Annotated in this window: 10 protein-coding genes; 5 read left to right on the forward strand and 5 right to left on the reverse strand. The window is 60.9% G+C overall.

Annotated features, from left to right (window positions below; all coding sequences use genetic code 11):
* The first annotated feature begins 1,091 nt into the window (after positions 1-1,091).
* The 5 genes from VLA65_RS20075 to VLA65_RS20095 all read left to right on the forward strand — a co-directional run bounded on the left by VLA65_RS20075 (position 1,092) and on the right by VLA65_RS20095 (position 8,782).
* On the forward strand, positions 1,092-2,060 hold the full coding sequence (locus tag VLA65_RS20075; RefSeq protein WP_332603505.1) for an ABC transporter permease: 969 nt from the start codon (positions 1,092-1,094) through the stop codon (positions 2,058-2,060).
* The gene (locus tag VLA65_RS20080) at positions 2,057-3,010 is read left to right on the forward strand and encodes a carbohydrate ABC transporter permease (RefSeq protein ID WP_332603506.1); all 954 of its coding nucleotides are present in this window, start codon (positions 2,057-2,059) and stop codon (positions 3,008-3,010) included. Before VLA65_RS20075 ends, VLA65_RS20080 begins: the two co-directional genes overlap by 4 nt.
* Before the next feature lie 49 nt (positions 3,011-3,059).
* A complete protein-coding gene (locus VLA65_RS20085; protein ID WP_332603507.1) occupies positions 3,060-4,694 on the forward strand; it encodes an extracellular solute-binding protein in 1,635 nt (544 codons plus the stop codon).
* 357 nt (positions 4,695-5,051) lie between these two features.
* On the forward strand, positions 5,052-6,476 hold the full coding sequence (locus VLA65_RS20090) for a beta-galactosidase (RefSeq protein WP_332603508.1): 1,425 nt from the start codon (positions 5,052-5,054) through the stop codon (positions 6,474-6,476).
* A gap of 116 nt (positions 6,477-6,592) precedes the next feature.
* The gene (locus tag VLA65_RS20095; protein WP_332603524.1) at positions 6,593-8,782 is read left to right on the forward strand and encodes an alpha-galactosidase; all 2,190 of its coding nucleotides are present in this window, start codon (positions 6,593-6,595) and stop codon (positions 8,780-8,782) included.
* Between the two features lie 80 nt (positions 8,783-8,862).
* Here the strand turns inward: VLA65_RS20095 and VLA65_RS20100 are convergent, their stop codons facing one another.
* The 5 genes from VLA65_RS20100 to VLA65_RS20120 form a co-directional block, all read right to left on the reverse strand.
* Positions 8,863-9,234, reverse strand: coding sequence for a hypothetical protein (locus VLA65_RS20100; RefSeq protein ID WP_332603509.1), 372 nt, complete (start codon positions 9,232-9,234; stop codon positions 8,863-8,865).
* An 820-nt stretch (positions 9,235-10,054) separates the two neighbouring features.
* Positions 10,055-12,358, reverse strand: coding sequence for a family 78 glycoside hydrolase catalytic domain (locus VLA65_RS20105; protein ID WP_332603510.1), 2,304 nt, complete (start codon positions 12,356-12,358; stop codon positions 10,055-10,057).
* A 47-nt stretch (positions 12,359-12,405) separates the two neighbouring features.
* Positions 12,406-14,361, reverse strand: a complete 1,956-nt coding sequence (locus VLA65_RS20110; RefSeq protein ID WP_332603511.1) for a DUF2264 domain-containing protein — start codon at positions 14,359-14,361, stop codon at positions 12,406-12,408.
* Entirely contained in the window at positions 14,358-15,410 is a 1,053-nt protein-coding gene (locus VLA65_RS20115; protein ID WP_332603512.1) for a hydroxyacid dehydrogenase, read from the reverse strand. The genes VLA65_RS20110 and VLA65_RS20115 overlap by 4 nt, the downstream gene beginning before the upstream one ends.
* Positions 15,407-16,306 (reverse strand): sugar phosphate isomerase/epimerase family protein, encoded by a 900-nt coding sequence (locus VLA65_RS20120; RefSeq protein ID WP_332603513.1) that lies wholly within the window; start codon positions 16,304-16,306, stop codon positions 15,407-15,409. Before VLA65_RS20120 ends, VLA65_RS20115 begins: the two co-directional genes overlap by 4 nt.
* Between the last annotated feature and the right edge of the window lies 1 nt (position 16,307).

Here is a 16,307-nt window from a genome sequence, read left to right on the forward strand (position 1 = left end):
GCGGTGTGAGGAGACCATGACGACGGCGAGCCCAGTTGAGCCCGCAGGGCACTGAAACAACCGGGTGACTTCGAATACTTGGAGCCGTGGAACGTGAACGTATAGCAATTCGCTGCGGTGGCCAATCGTGAAGGCGCGCGGTCCAGTTCCTCATCCTTCGAATTCGGTGTGCCTTGAGGTCACCGCAGTTCTCTTTGGACCTAGGACCGCTGCCAACGCCAAACCGATCGGATTCGGAGCAAAGACTGCGATCGCATGGTCCGACGAAGGACTTCCCGACCGCCGCTGGTTGTAGGTCCGTATGCTTCGGTGCTGGGGGACCGACATCCGGATCGAAGTGCATCAGCTCGCCTACGAGGTTGTGCAGGTCCCCCGCTGGGACGACGCGAATATGGGCGTAAACCATTCGGGGTTCGGCCAGCAGCCGAAAGGGTCATGCTCCGTCGAACTAGAGTCATGCTATTGGATTTGAATCCAGCCAGCACAGGCGTTAATTGAGGGAAAGTAGGACAAAAGTAGCTGCCGGTCGGCGAAAGCCTCGCTGCAAAAATAATCCTTGCCGCCTAAGACGCCGGCTATTTCGCTTAACGATTCATGACCGGGCGCATGACTGTGCCATATGCACTGGCTGTAGGCGGCCACGTAAGTTTCCACTGGCCACGGTAGGTCTCCCCGGCGGAAGAGGTTCCTTCCAGCACGCCTAAAGAACCTGTGCAGTCCACTAACCGATGAATGTCCGCTCGCAGGCACGCTCTCGTGAAGCTGAATGGATCAAGCGCCCATGTCAATTTTATCGTAGTTCTCGTCAATCCCACACGTGGTTGTCTCGGTCTGCATTCAATAAGATTCGACTCAGGGCCCATCGAACTGCAGGATGCAACTGGGGCGGGGTTCCAGGACTTGGAGTGAGCGGACCACAATTTCTTCATCCCGCGATCAAGAGGCTGAAGCGGCACGCACGGACTGCAGCGCCGGATCTGAATATGGATTTGGTAGTTGTCCCCGGATGGCTGGCCAGCATGCGGAGAAGCACCACACTAGTTGTTACGGCCCAGCAGAGACTGGGCAAGAAGAGGCAAGGAGGCCTGTGGATGGCCATTGATGTCGAATCCAGGCCAGCGATTGCTGGCCGTGTCGCGGCTCAAAGGGCGCGACGGTCCGGGCAGCGTTTCAGACGAGACAAGTTGCTCGTCGTTTTGGGAGTACCCGGAGCTGCAGCACTGTTTCTGTTCCAATACGTGCCGCTGCTGGGCAATATCATCGCATTTCAGGACTACCAGCCGTTCACCGGGATTGATGGTTCTCCGTTCGTCGGACTGGACAACTTCAGCTTCCTTTGGGAAGGTAACTCGACCTTCTTGAACGCGCTGGCCAACACTCTGATCCTGACAGTCATCCAGACGGTGTTTGTCTTTCCGATTCCGCTGGCATTGGCGCTCTTGCTGAGCAGCTTGGCAGGGGAACGGCTGAAGGGTTTGCTGCAGTCAGTCTTGTATCTGCCGCACTTCCTGTCCTGGGTGATTGTAGTGGCGATTTTCCAGCAGATGCTCGGCAATGCTGGCATGCTCAACACATTCATGGTTCAGAACGATCTACCCATCATCCACATCATCGGAGTACCGGAGCTGTTCAAGGCGCTGCTTACCTCACAAGCAATCTGGAAGGACGCAGGCTGGGGCACAATCATCTTCCTCGCTGCTATCTCTCAGATAGACCAGGAGCAATACGAGGCGTCCGCAGTCGATGGCGCGAACGCCTGGCAGCGGCTCAGGTACATCACGCTGCCATCCTTGAAGGGTATTTTCATCCTGCTTCTGATCCTGCGTCTGGGGAGCAGCCTGTCGATCGGCTTTGAACAAATCATTCTCCAGCAAGGGCCGGTTGGACTGGATGCCAGCGAGGTGCTCGACACCTGGGTGTACAACAACGGGATTGTCGGCGGTGACTGGGGACTGTCCGCCGCTGTCGGCCTCGTGAAAGGCCTCGTCGGTGTCCTCCTGGTCATCGGCGCGAACAAACTCGCGCACAAATTCGGAGAGCAAGGGATTTACCAAAAATGAGTAAAATCAACGAGGTAACCTCCATTGCGTCCCGGACCCTCAAGCGGCCAACGAAAAACAGCAGGCGTCCTGCATGGATGGAGAAACCCAACCCCCTGACCCAAGTGCTGAAATTCATCGCACTTGGAGTATCGGTATTGCTTGTTATCGTCCCGTTCTGGTCAATCATTGCGACATCGCTCGCAGACAAGCAGACACTGGATAAGTCCGCTGGCGGAATGGTGCTTTGGCCCGGTCAGCCGTCTTTTGAGGCCTACGGAGCCGTCCTGTCGGGCGGTACCGTAACCCGGGCGATGATTATCTCCATTGGAATTACCGTGATGGGCACGTTTCTCTCCTTGGCTGCGACCGCCGGGTTGGCATACTGGCTATCCCGACGGGATGCCTTCGGTGCCCGCCCCATGCTCCTGCTTTTGCTGGGCGCCCTGCTATTCAGCCCTGGCCTCATTCCCGGCTACCTCGTGGTGAAGGAGCTCAACCTTCTGGACTCCTGGTGGTCCCTGATCCTGCCGGTACTGGTCAACGCCTTCAACGTGATCGTGATGCGAGCGTTCTTCCAGGAGCTACCTCAGGAACTGTTCGACTCGGCTGAGATCGACGGTGCATCAAGCCTCACGGTCCTGAGAAGAATCGTGCTGCCGCTCTCCAAAGCAGTCCTGGCTGTCATCGGGTTATTCTACGCCGTCGCCTACTGGAACGCCTTCTTCAGTGCAATGCTCTACATCCAAAGCACCGAAAAATGGCCCATGGCCCTCGTGCTACGCGCTTTTGTTGTGGACCAAACGGCAATCGGAGGCAACCAAGTGGGTGCTGCCACTGAAGCGCTGCCACCCCAGCTTCAGCTGCAGATGGCCATCCTTGTCATCTCACTCGTTCCAATCTTGATCGTGTATCCCTTCCTGCAGCGGCATTTTGCCAAGGGCATGATGATCGGCGCCGTCAAAGGCTGAATAAGACCCATTTTGCTCAACTATCCAAATCAAAGGAGACCAGAATATTTTGTTTACCACACAATTTGATCGCAGACGTCTGCTGACCGCCACAGGGCTAGGCCTGCTGGCCGTCGCAGCGGCCCCCTTGGCGGGATGCAGTTCCGGACAAGGCCCGGTCAATGCCGCCCAGAAGAACCTTGGCGTCAAACTGCCCACATATAGGGCCTACACCGGAGTCACTCCGGACCTCCCGGGCACCTCCGAAGGCGTGCTCCCGGCTTTTTACAACATGCCCAAAAACCGTGCAGCAAGCGTGAAGGGTAAACCAGGTACTGGGCAGTCCGTCTCGGGCATGGCGAATATCTTCTACGCTACCCCCCCGGGAGCCGACCAAAACCCCTGGTTGGCGGGTCTCAATGACAGGTTGGGCGCCAACCTGGACATGACGATGGTGCCCGCTGCCGACTATTCGACGAAGTTCGCAACTACTATTGCCGGCAACGACTTACCTGACATGATGCTTGTACCCAACGCAGGGGCCCCCAACCTAGCTGAGCTTCTCAAGGCGCGCTTCACTGATCTCACCGAGTACCTGTCCGGCGATGCGATCCTCGAATACCCCAACCTCGCCAATATAGTCACGCAGTCATGGAAGGGCGCAGTCTACAATGGCGGCATCTACGGCATCCCGATTCCCCGGGGCTTGATCGGCGGCGCATTCTTTATCCGGCAGGACCTGTTCGAAAAGTATGGTGCGAACCCGGAACCGAGGAACTACAACGAATTCGTGGAAATGACGAAGGCGTTGACAGACCCGAAGGAACGACGGTGGTGCTACGCCAACTTCGTTGCCCCGTACACTGCACTCCTCCTAATGAACGGAGCGCCCAACAACTGGCGGGAGGATGGCGGCAAGCTCACCCGTTCCTATGAGACTGAAGAATTCAAACAGACGCTCAACGACCTCATCGAGTTGTGGAAATCCGGGGTAATGCACCCGGATACCTTCTCGACGACGCAGCCCGAAAAGGCCCTCTTCAACGCCGGAACCACTGCGGTCAGTTACGGGGGCTACACGGCCTGGACCCAGTTCGCGCAGGACAACCGTAGCAATCCCGACTTCAAGCTGGCCCTGATGCCCAGCTACGAACGCACCTCCGGTCAGCTTGCCCGCTGGTGGACCGGCAATGGCCTGTATTCGATCAATGCATTCAAGAAGCAGGACAACCCGGAAAGAACCAAGCTGCTTCTAAGGATCTGCGACTACCTTGCCGCGCCGTTTGGAAGTGAAGAGCACTTCTACCGTCTGTACGGGCAGGAAGGACGTGATCACACACTCGACGCGAACGGCAACCCGGTCCTGACTCAGCAGGGCCAGGCTCAGACAGTGGTGCCAATCCGCTACCTCGCCGATTCCGCCCCCGTACTGTACGAACCTGGCCGCCCGAAGGACGCCGACGCCCAACACGCCTACCAGTCCCTCGAAATCCCCAAGGGAATCCCAGACCCTACGTTGGGTCTGTACTCCAACGCTTTCGCAACCAAAAACGCCACCATCGATAAGACGTTCACAACGGCGCTTTATGACATCGTCCAGGGCCGCAAGCCCTTCAATTCCGTCGACGACCTGATCGCGACCTGGCGCAAGACAGGCGGCGACGCGATCCGGGGCGAGTTCGAAGATCAATTACAGAAGAACTGAGCTGATCCTGCCGCACGGCACCCCGAGTAGACCAAGATAGACCCGACATAAGCGTGGGAGGCCGCGAATCCAGACGGCCTCCCACGCAGCGGCCCCGGCCGCAGAGCCAGCGCAGACACCGACATGTGCCACACACCCGACCATCGCCACACAACCAATCACACACAAGCCGAACGGGCGTCCCTACCCATGGGATCACGAGCGAGTATGCCTATCACGAGGAGAAGTCGGAACAATGTTGTTCGACCCAAACGACCGTAGCTCACAGGACGACCTTGGCAATCGAAAGTTTCAAAGGCGGGCATNTACCCATGGGATCACGAGCGAGTATGCCTATCACGAGGAGAAGTCGGAACAATGTTGTTCGACCCAAACGACCGTAGCTCACAGGACGACCTTGGCAATCGAAAGTTTCAAAGGCGGGCATTCTTGTCCGCAACAGCAGGTGCGGTTCTGGCTGCTGGCGCCCTGGGCCAGATATCCCCGGCCGCCGCAGCGTCGCCCAAGAAATTCGCAGAGCGCCACCTGATGTTCAACAAGTGGAACTTCGGCCCTACTCCATTGAATGAGTATCAAGCCTACGTAGATGAAATTGCTAACAGCGGGTTCACCGCTATGAAGGTCCATGTCCCATGGTTCAAAGTGGTATCCCGTTCCGGCAGCATCGACTTTACGCTTTTCGATCAACAGGTCGATTACATTCTCAGCAAAGGCCTGAAGTGCGCCATCGGTATAGATTTACTGCGTACCTTTTCTGATGGACAGGACGCGATCCTATCCGCCGATCAAGTCATGCTAGACCCGCAGGGCAGACCGAACATCGCCACGAATAACCAGAATCTGTCACAGTTCTCCTTTGCCAGCCGGACAGCTATGGCCCGGGCCACAGACTTTGTCAGCCTCGTCACTTCCCGATACCACCGTCGAGCCGGTGACGGCATCCTGTTCTACGAAACCACCATGACGCCGTTCGAGGAGACCGAGTACTGGAACCAAGTCTGGGATCCGCAATTGAACACCTTCACTGCTGGACATTACGACTACTCGGCGGTTGCAGTCAGCCGCTTCCAATCGTGGCTGCAAAACCGCTACGGCACGGTCGGAAACCTTAGCCTCGCCTGGACGGCTGCGCATTCCTCGTTCGCTGCGGTTCCTGCCCCGACCTCCTTCCAAGGCCCGGCGGGAGTGGACTGGTATCTCTTCCGACATACCATGCTCGCGGACGCATTGAAGTCTTTTGCGGAGGCGGTTCACGGCGTGTCGGACAAACTCCGATACTCCCTGCGGTTCGGGTCGACCTTCGACACGGTGTCGTCGTGGCGCGGAACCGTCCTGTTCCCCGAGCTCGCCCGCTACGCGGACGTGGTCCACGTGGACGATGCCCCGAGGTACAACCACCCCTTTGCCACGGACTTGCTCAACAGCTCGTTGCGTCCAAATGTGTGGACGGGCAATGAAATCGACGGACCCAAAGTGGCCGACGACGCAACGTATCACCGGCAGGCCACTGAGAGCTTCCAGCACGGGGGAACCATCGTCAACGTCGCGAATTGGGACATTACATCCCTCCGGGCACGACGCGCACTGTTCCAGTCGATCGCTTCAGAACAACTAGGAGCGGATCCACTTCCCAAGACCAACCAGATCGTGGTCCCCGTCAGCGCAGCACAGGAACTGGCCAACGGCAACAGCAATGGCTTCCAAGCCATCTATAACCAATTATCGGAAAATGGAACAAAACGCGTCCGCGTTCCGCTGGAGAATGATCTGCCCGGCAATTAGAACCGGCACGGTTTCCCAATGCTACGGCGTGGGAACCACCCAGCCGTGCGCGAAAGGCCCACCGGGTCAGAAGTATAGCCATGAGCGAGAGAAGACCTGTGACAAATTCATCCGCAATGCCAAGTCTCCACCACCGCCTACTACTCAACGCATCCGGCGTCTCGCTCCTACTCGATCTTTCGGCGGGTCACCTGCCAGCGATCCTGCACTGGGGTGCCGACCTCGGCTGGATGTCCGCGGCGGATGTGGCCGGGCTGGCTTCCAGCGCAGTACCTCCGTCGCTGGAAGCTCACCGGTTGGCCGTTCTACCAGAGCATGCAATGGGCTGGATGGGAAGGCCCGGCCTCACAGGTTCCCGGGCAGGCCGTGGCTGGGCGACGCGGTTCAGGACGACTGCGCTGACGGTAGGGGGCATACAAGTGTCACCTACCGTCAACGTCGGAGATGACCCCGAGCTTATCTCCGGGGGCGCTGCCATTGTTGAGGTCACGGCCACAGACCCCGTTCACCAGCTGGAAATCGTTGTGACCATCGAACTGACACCCTCCGGCCTGCTGCGGAGCCGGGCCGAACTCATCAATACAGGCAGCGATCCGTATCGCGTTGACGATTTGGTGCTGGCGTACCCAGTCCCACCGCGGGCCCGCGAGGTTCTCGATTTGGCTGGCCGTTGGAGTAAGGAACGAACCCCGCAGCGCCGACCCCTGGTGGTCGGAACCCACCTACGCGAGGGTCGCAAAGGACGTACTGGCTTCGAGGCAGCTACTGTATTGCACGTTGGCACGCCGGGCTTCGGCTTTGGCGAAGGCGAGATCTGGGCGGTGCACACCGCTTGGAGCGGCAACCACACGCACTACGCCGAACGGACTTTCACGGGCGAGCAGGTGATCGGCGGTGGTGAACTCCTGCTGCCCGACGAGGGCCTGCTGGATTCGGGCGAGCGGTATCTCTCGCCATGGCTCTACGGCTCGTACGGCATCGGCATGGATGACATTGCGCGTCGCTTCCACAGGTTCCTGCGATCTCGTGCAGAGCACCCTGGTTCCGACCGCCCAGTTACCTTGAACGTCTGGGAAGCGGTCTATTTTGATCATGATCCTGCCAAATTGATCCGGCTGGCCGAGCTTGCAGCCGACGTCGGCGTGGAGAGATTCGTCCTTGACGATGGCTGGTTCAGTACCCGCCGCAATGACACCTCTGGCTTGGGCGATTGGACGGTCGCTGACGCGGTTTGGCCGAACGGGCTGCATCCATTGGTGGACGGCGTCCGGAACTTAGGGATGCAGTTCGGTCTGTGGTTCGAACCCGAGATGGTCAATATCGATTCCGAGGTCGCCCGGGCTCATCCCGAATGGATCATGGCCGCTGGTGACGTGCTGCCCATCAACGTGCGGCGCCAGCAGGTAATCAACCTTGGAATTCCCGAATGTTACGCCCACGTCCGGGACGCGATGCTGGCCATCTTGGATGAGTACGAGATTAGCTACATCAAATGGGACCATAATAGGGATCTAGTTGAGGCAGCTGACCGGAGGACCGGGAAGGCCGGGGTCCACGCACAAACAAGGGCCACTTACCGGCTGATGGAGGAGTTGAGGGCTGCCCATCCAGGACTCGAGATCGAGTCCTGCTCATCCGGTGGCGGCCGAGTGGATTTGGGGGTCCTCGATCATACCCATCGTGTCTGGGTATCCGATAACAATGACCCGCTTGACCGGCAGCAGATTAATCGTTGGACCACGCAGCTGATCCCCCCCGAACTGATGGGGACCCACATCGCTTCAGCCCAGTCACACACCACTGGGCGCAGCCACGAACTTGCGTTCCGTGCTGGTACCGCCGTCTTCGGGCACTTGGGCATCGAGTGGGACATCACCAGCACGACTACTTCAGAGCGGGCCGAGCTCGCCGAATGGATAGCCTTTTACAAGTCGCATCGGAACCTGCTGCTCAATGGGGATTTGGTCCGGGTCGACCAACCCGACTCGACCCTCTTGGTTCACGGCGTCGTGGCATCAGATCGATCCGAAGCCATATTCGCACACGTCGTGCTTGGTCAGTCTGATGTGGCACCCTACGGCCGTGTTCTGCTGCCTGGCCTTGATCGGGATCGGCGCTACCGGATCGCACCAGTTCTGATTGGTAAGACACCTCGCAACATGCGGTTACCTGGCTGGTGGGAACTTGCGAAGTCGTCTTGTGGCCACGTCATGACGGGCGGTGCACTCGGCCATGCTGGCATTGAATTGCCCCTGCTGGCACCGGAGCAGGTGGTGCTCTACCGTATAGATTCCGTTCCGAAGTAGATGGAGTCGCATTTCCTTTATGGGCCCCGCTCAAGACGCCCCCGGCTTTCGATGATTTCCTTATTCGGGCCGGAAGATGTTCAGCGAGCCGATCTGCTCGACGTCGACCAGGATGTGGCCGTGTCGCTGGCGTCATGTCCCAGGGTGACCAGTCCCGGATGGGGAGCTGTGGGCCGAGGACCGAATGCGGGGATCTCGTCCGGGTCCACAACCCATGCGGTTTTGTCGGGAACCGTCATGGTGAATGGCGCAGGGAGTTCAGCCGGCTCATCCAGGTAAAGCTCGACGTTGGTGGGAGACAGGCGCAGGGCGAAGAGCTTCGGCAGCCGCTCGTCGTTCTCACGTGCCCATGCGGCCAAGTAGCTAAGGGCCTTGTCGATGTCGTCAACGCCCTTGGGGTTCTCGACGGCGTGCAGTTCAAGCTCAGTGGAGGTAATTTCCAGGGAAGGCATGCTGATTCGCTCCCCGACCTTGCGGCGCCGCCTCTGCTGGAAACGACGAATGCCCAGGACACTCAGGACCGAGGCAGCCAGAAGACCCCAAACGCCGCCTACGGTGCGATTCGTGGGCCTCAACGAACCATGGAACCACGCCGTCGGCAGGCGGCCACGGCGCAATTTTCAGCCCGAAACGAGCCTCGGCAAGGACACGCAGGCTAGTTGGTGCTCTGGCTTTACCGATGGCGTTCTCCCCGCAACGTGACGGCGTCAGGGTCTTCGAAAGACGGGCCCGGGAGCGGTGCCTGCGCTTTGAAGGTTTTCTTGGTGTCGATAAAGCTAAAGACTTGGTGTCGATAAAGCTAAAGAACTGGGATGCGCCGGCCTCAGCAGGTCGCCCGAGAAGCGGGGATGCGGAACTTTAGTGTGCCCCGAACTCTTCCAGTGACTACCACCGCGTTGAAGATGATCCTCACCATGGAACATCCGTCATCGCGATTTCTGCCCTGCCCGACTTTCACGACGACCCCGAAACCTGGAGCTGGCGCTTACAGTCCGGCGTCGTCGCGGACTCTCTTGACACGGAATTCCGAGAGTTCAAAGATGCGTCTCTCCCCCAGATCCTAAACCGCCCAGAACAGGTCCAGCTCCGGCATCAGATCCGTTACCCATCCTGAGAATTGCACCACGTTCCCGCGTCGAGCCTCAATCCTGTCGTTGGCATGCAGGAGCGCACACGATTCGACGTAATCCCCTTGGTCCTGAGCCTCGGCCTCCGCGGCGTGCGTCGTCTCCGCTGTAATGTCTGCTGCTGCTCTATTAATTCGAATCACACTCAACCTCCGACCCTAACTACAGCAGACTTCGACTTTCCCAGTTGCAGCTCCCGGCTGTGGGTGCCTCCGGTGAGTGTCTCGTCGGCCTCGCCCGGCAGCCGGAGCACCGCTTCGGTTCCATCTGGGACGACAACGGCGACGCGCACCCGCCCCGGGCGGTGCTCCCACCGGACCGACGCAGGCCCGTGCGGGGTCTCGAGTGTAGTCTCGGCCCAATCGAGGTCACCGCCGGGTTGCGGGGCAACCAGGAAGCGCCGGTAGCCCGGTTCGAGGGGTGCGAGGCCGCCAACCACGCGGTGGAGCCAGTCCACGACGGCGCCCAAGGCGTAGTGATTGAAGCTGGTCATTTCACCAGGGTTGATGGTCCCGTTGGGGAGCATCGAGTCCCAGCGCTCCCAGATCGTGGTCGCGCCCATCGTCACCGGGTACAGCCAGGACGGACACTCGGTCTGAAGCAGCAGCCGGTACGCCGCATCCAGATGACCGGTAGCGGTCAGGGCATCCGTGACGAACGGAGTGCCCGCGAAGCCGGTAGAGATGCGGTATCCCGACGCTTCCACAAGCTTGGCCAGCCGCTGGCCCGCGAACAAGTGCCGGGAGTCGTCGAGGACTCCGAACACGATCGCCAGGGCGTAGACCGTGGTGCAGTCGCTCTTGATCACTCCCTCAGCGCTGACATAGTGCTTGGCGAACGCCGTCCGGAGAGCATCGGCCAGCTGCCGGAATTCGGTGGCCTCTTCCGCCCTGCCAATAACCTGAGCGGCCTGTGAGACGAGGTCGGATGTGCGATAGGCACACAGGGTGGCCACGACGTGTGCGTCAGCTTTGGCAAGGACAGGGTTCTCCGGCGGTGCATCTGGGTCCAGCCAATCCCCAAACTGGAATCCGGTGTCCCACACTCCATTTGAGGAGAGCTTGCTGCGCAAGCGTCGGGCGTGTGCAGCCATTGAGGGGAAGGTCTCCTCAAGCACCCGCCGGTCCCCGTAGGCCGTCCACACCGCCCATGGCACCCACACCGCGGCATCGCTCCAGACGGCTGTCGTATCGGTGACGGAGGGAAGGTCGGCAGGTAGTTCGATGTACTTAAGGACATCGGGTACGACGTACGGCACCACGCCCTCATGGTGCTCCTGCTCGAGTGCCAGGTCCCGCAGCCAATCCCGCAGGAAGTCCTTGGCGTCGAAAAGGAAGCACGCACTCGGAGCGAAAACGGCGATGTCCCCCGTCCAGCCGAGCCGTTCGTCGCGCTGCGGGCAGTCCGTGGGTACGTCCACAAAGTTTCCGCGCATCCCCCATACCGCGTTCTCGTGAAGCCGGTTCACCATCGGGTTCGACGTTTCGAACGTACCGATCCTTTTGAGGTCGGACGAGATAACGACAGCGGTGAGCCCGCCGCCAGCCCTAAGAGCCGTCAGCCCCCCAGGCCAGCCCTCAAGCTCCACGTAGCGGAAACCGTGGAAGGTAAATGTCGGTTCAAACATGTCCGCCTCACCCGAGAGCGTGAACCGATCAGTCGCCGCCGCGGACCGAAGAGGGCGGATGCCAAGTTCGCCGTGCTCAAGGACCTCCGCATGCCGCAGGGACACCACGGAGCCCTGTAAGCCGGTGACCTCGACGCGGACCCAGCCCACAAGGTTCTGCCCAAAGTCCACCAGCAGCTTGCCCGCAGGGGACTCCCACACGCGAACCGGCTTCAGTTCCGCTTGCCTGCTCACGGGAGGGCCGGTGTAGGGCTCAAGGCGGGCCAAATCGTCGTCCAGTACCTTCGCAGGGGCCCAGTCCGGTGAGGCGAACCCCGGAGCCAGCCACGCGTCGTCATGCTTCCGGGCATCGATGTCCTGGCCGTCATACAAATCGTTGGCCGTCGTCGCCGACTGACCGGCCGTCCAAGACGCGTCGGTGCCAAAAATCTGCTCATGTCCGTCCGCAAACCTGACGCGCAGTTCGGCGAAACCGGCCAACTCGTCACCGTAGAACGCCGAGCCGCCTTTCCAGGTGAGCCGGCCGCGATACCAGCCGTTGCCCAGTGCGAGGCCCAGCACCGTGGTCAGCCCTACCAATGCGGTCACGTCAAGCTCGGTGTAGCGGACACGCCATTCGTAGGCTGACCAGCCCGGCGTGAGCAGATCTTCGGAGGCACGCGCACCGTTAACCCACGCTTCCACCACCCCGAGCGCGGATAGGAGCAACTTAGCGGAGGCCACATCCCCATGCCCCTTGTCGAGATCGAATTCTCCACGGAGAAGCGGCGCTCCATTGAAATCAGCGTTCGCAGAAACGAAGCGGGCATGCCAGTCAAGCATCAGTAGACTCCAGAGTGGTGGATGATGGTTTGCTAGTGGAAAGCGGGTCAGGCTGGCAGCGTGAAGGTGGTTTGCTCGCCGTGGTGCCAAACGATGGTGACCTGATGACCACCTTCGCTGAGGGGCTCAGTTGACACCTCTGGCGCTGGCTCATCAACAGACTCGCGAGCCAAGGACACCACAGCCACTACCACCTCACCCGGGGTGACGCTGCGGGAGGCGAGCCAGGGAATCGCGACGAACTCTCCGAGCGGGCTTGTGTCCTTCTCGATCACCACGCCAGCGTCGACCAACCCTGCAAGGCCTCGGATCGTGGAAATAAGGTCTTGGCTTGCTGCCTCCGCGAACGGTCGCTCCGCGTCGTCCGTGCCGGTCCGGGGCGGCTCCGAAGACGCTACAGGCCAGCCCCCGATGCGGAGCGCGAGGGCGTCGGTTGACCCGTCTACTCTCGCAAGACGAACCTCGACACCATCGCGGACGGCTGAGGCCACCGTGACGACGGGGCCGCGGGTTACAGTTCCGGAGATGTAGGTCCCAAAGTTGGCCGAGGCGTCCCCATCAGGTTCGATCCAGCGCACCGGCCCCTGTGACGCGCCCAGGATCACTCCATCGCTCCCGTCCTGGGCAAAGAGCAACTTGAACCCTGTTCGGTGGCTTGCTCGGCCGTCCTTGTCCAGAAGCACTACCGCGTTGTCCAGCGGGTTGTGGGCTGCCGGCCCAGCCAAGGGAGGAACGGTAGCGGTCGAGTACCCGAACCGGGCGTACACCGGCGCGTCTGCGGCCTCAGATCCTGCTTCCTGATGATCGCTGCCGTGATTGATGATTGTGATAAATCCGTCCTTCTGGCGCCCGGATACCAGCCAGCCAGGTGCCTCGATCACGCGCGACACGTTTCCCGTCTCTATCGGCAGCGGCTGCTCGACCTCGGTCCAGACCGGATGGTCCGGTGGCAGGAGTAGGCCCAAAGCAGCCTTGGACGCCCAGTATGGTGAGCCGGGCGAGGAGTATGTCTGACGCATTGCCGGCCACGCGCGGTGCCATCCGAGACTGAGAACATGGTTCTCATCGAATGCGCCGCGCTGCTCGAAATGCGTCACCATTCCGCTCGCTGCCCGCCGGAGCAGGCCGGGGTGATGGTTTCCGGCACCGGTCAGCGCAGCTACCCACAGCGGGGCAGCAGTGGCGAAGCGGTACACCAGACTTCTGCCCTGCACCAGCGGGGCCCCGTCCGCGCCGGTCAAGTGCAACGCATCGTCCGTATAGCGCCCCAGGTCCACGGTCCACTGCTCGCGCAGCGACGGCGGGCACAGCGAGTCGGGAACGTCGAATAGGTGCGTCCAGAGCAATGGGTAAGTGTGCAGCACCCAGCCAACGTAGTGGTCGAAGTGGCGGCCCGGCCCATCGCTAAGCCAGCCGTTCTGCCTCCGCATCCAGGCGTGAATGGCAAGATCCTCCTCGATATCAGTAGCCGACCAAGGACCGCCGTTCTCGCGGAGGAACGACTCGACCATGACACGGAACCACACCCAGTTCGAGGGCGGGTACCAGGTGCCCATGATGCCGGAAAGCCAGTTCACGGTGTTCTCCCGGACCCGGTCATCGAGCCGGTCCCACAGCCAGGGACGAGTCATTTGAAGGCCTATCACCAGCGAGGCTGCCTCCACCTTCACCTGCAGGGCATCCTCGGGTCGGGGCCATGCTTCCGGTGAGGATGGGTCCATTGCTGCGTCCAGCCCGCGGGCGTAGCGCTCCATGAGGTTTCCGGAGTCTTCACCGTTGCGGCCTGCCACCAGGGAGGCCGCCGCCAGGAAGGTCCTGGCGAACCCTTCATGTCCGCCGGACGCGGCACCGGTGCGGCTGGTCGGACCAGGCAGGTCGATGCGGGCCCCGGCCGACGAACGGTACTGCTCGGCTGCGCCCACCATGCGTTCTACGAACGCCTCCCAGTGCCCCCGGGTCCAGCCAGTGTAGGGTGACTGAATGAAGTCAAGTTCCGTACTCATGCTTGTACCGCCATATTCTCTCGTGTGATCGGGCTGACCGGGAGCAGGCCGGCAGCGTATCTTTCCAATTCTGTGAGTACTGCGTCGGTCATTCTCCGCGTTTCGGACCCGATAGACCCAGCAACGTGAGGGGTCAGCATGACGTTCGGGAGGTCATAGAGCGGCGACCCTGCCGGGAGCGGCTCGGGCTCGGTGACATCCAGGATGGCATCGAGCAGCCCTGAGGCGCACGCTCGCTCAAGGGCCGGAGTGTCCACCAGAGCCCCGCGTGCGGTGTTGACCAGGGTGGCACCCGGCCGCAACAATGCAAGCTCGGCCTCTCCGATCAGGTGTCGCGTCTCCGGCAGGGCCGGCGCATGCAAGGAGAGGATGTCTGCCCGCGCCAAGGCATCGGCCAGAACCGCGGGTTCGGCTCCGGCGGCGATGACCTCGGCGGGGTCCGCGTAGGGGTCCACGACAAGGATGGTTCCACCAAGCTCCAGTCTGCCCAGCAGATCAACGACCCGCCGACCAATGCGCGAAAATCCCACAATGACCACTGTGCGACCGTGACCGCTTAACTCCCCATGGCGGTCCCGATACGACCAGTCCTCACGGAATCGGCGGGCATGCTGGGCGAGGAACGGGACCTTCTTAAACGACCAGAGCACAGCGGCGACTGTGTACTGTGCAACCGGCTCGGCATTTACGCCGGCGGCCGTCGTAACCAGAAGACCGCGGTTGAAAACGGCGTCGCCCACGTGGCCTTTCACGCTTCCGGCCGCGTGCAACACAGCTCGAAGGCGCGGCGCGGCCGCCAGAACATCCTCGTCCAACGGCGGGCAGCCCCACGAAGTGATCAGCACCTCGACCTCGGCAAGGCGGTCGCGCACCTGCACCGATGCCAACTCGTCCGTCTGCAGCGGAGTGCCTATACTGGCCGCGGCGCAGAGCCGGGAAAGTTCAACCTTCCCAAACTGCCACTCCATGGTCTCGTTGCCCATAACCAAGAGCGCCTCGGGCCTGCGCACAGGTCGACTGGGGTCGGGCTCGTGTACTGCACGAATCATTGTTCTCTCCCGTGTTTTGTGGCCCGCAGTGCACTGCCGTGGCCATTGGTTACGGCCAATTCGTCACCGGGGACTTGAGCCCTGCGCGAGGCCTCCTCGATAAGGTTCAGCAGCGTCGCGGCGTCGTGAGCAAGCTGGACCGGCGAATCGGTGCGAACGAATTCGAGCAGGATGTCAGTCTGTCCTTCCCGCCCGGCCAGGCGGTGCAGAACTGCGCGCCAGAGTGCCGATCGGGCCGCGAGCGGATGGCGATCGTCCTGGGGCCACCAAGAGAAAGCGTGTATTGCCATGACGCGTTCGGCCAGAAGGTCCAAGCCTGCTAGTCCTTCTTCGGCGGGCATTCCCTGGGGCGGCTGCCAGTATGTTCCCACCCGGTTGTCTCGATCGATCTCCGAGAGAAGGGCTGCTGTTGACTCGGCACGGTCTGTCAGCGTGCCGCCGTGGAACTCAAGTCCCACCCGGACTCCTTGGGCTGCTGCAGCGTCAGCAAACGTTCTGGCGTCATCCACAACCCCTGCCCAGTATTGGGCGTCGGCGTCCGCAGACCCCCGGGAACCTGCCCAAACCCGTATGCGAGGTGCTCCAAGCTCGACAGCTGTTCTGAGTACATCCTCCTGCTCCCGCTGGGTGCATGCTCCGAGACGCAGGTAGGAACCGTACGACGCCATCACCAGTCCTGCCTCGGCTGTGCGTTCCTTTATCTCCTTGGCGCGGACGTCGTTCCCGGTTGGCACATGCATGTCCCCACCCCACTCGATGGCCTCGAGACCGGCTTGGGTTACGGCCTGGATGACCTCAGCCGGTTCTGACGAACGGAACGTGACCGAGCACAGTCCTGGTCGAATTCCTGTGAATGATTGAAGCTCGGACGGCTCTGGGTATGGTGCCGGGCACACT

The organism is Arthrobacter sp. S2(2024) (assembly GCF_036662515.1).
Classification (GTDB): Bacteria; Actinomycetota; Actinomycetes; order Actinomycetales; family Micrococcaceae; genus Arthrobacter.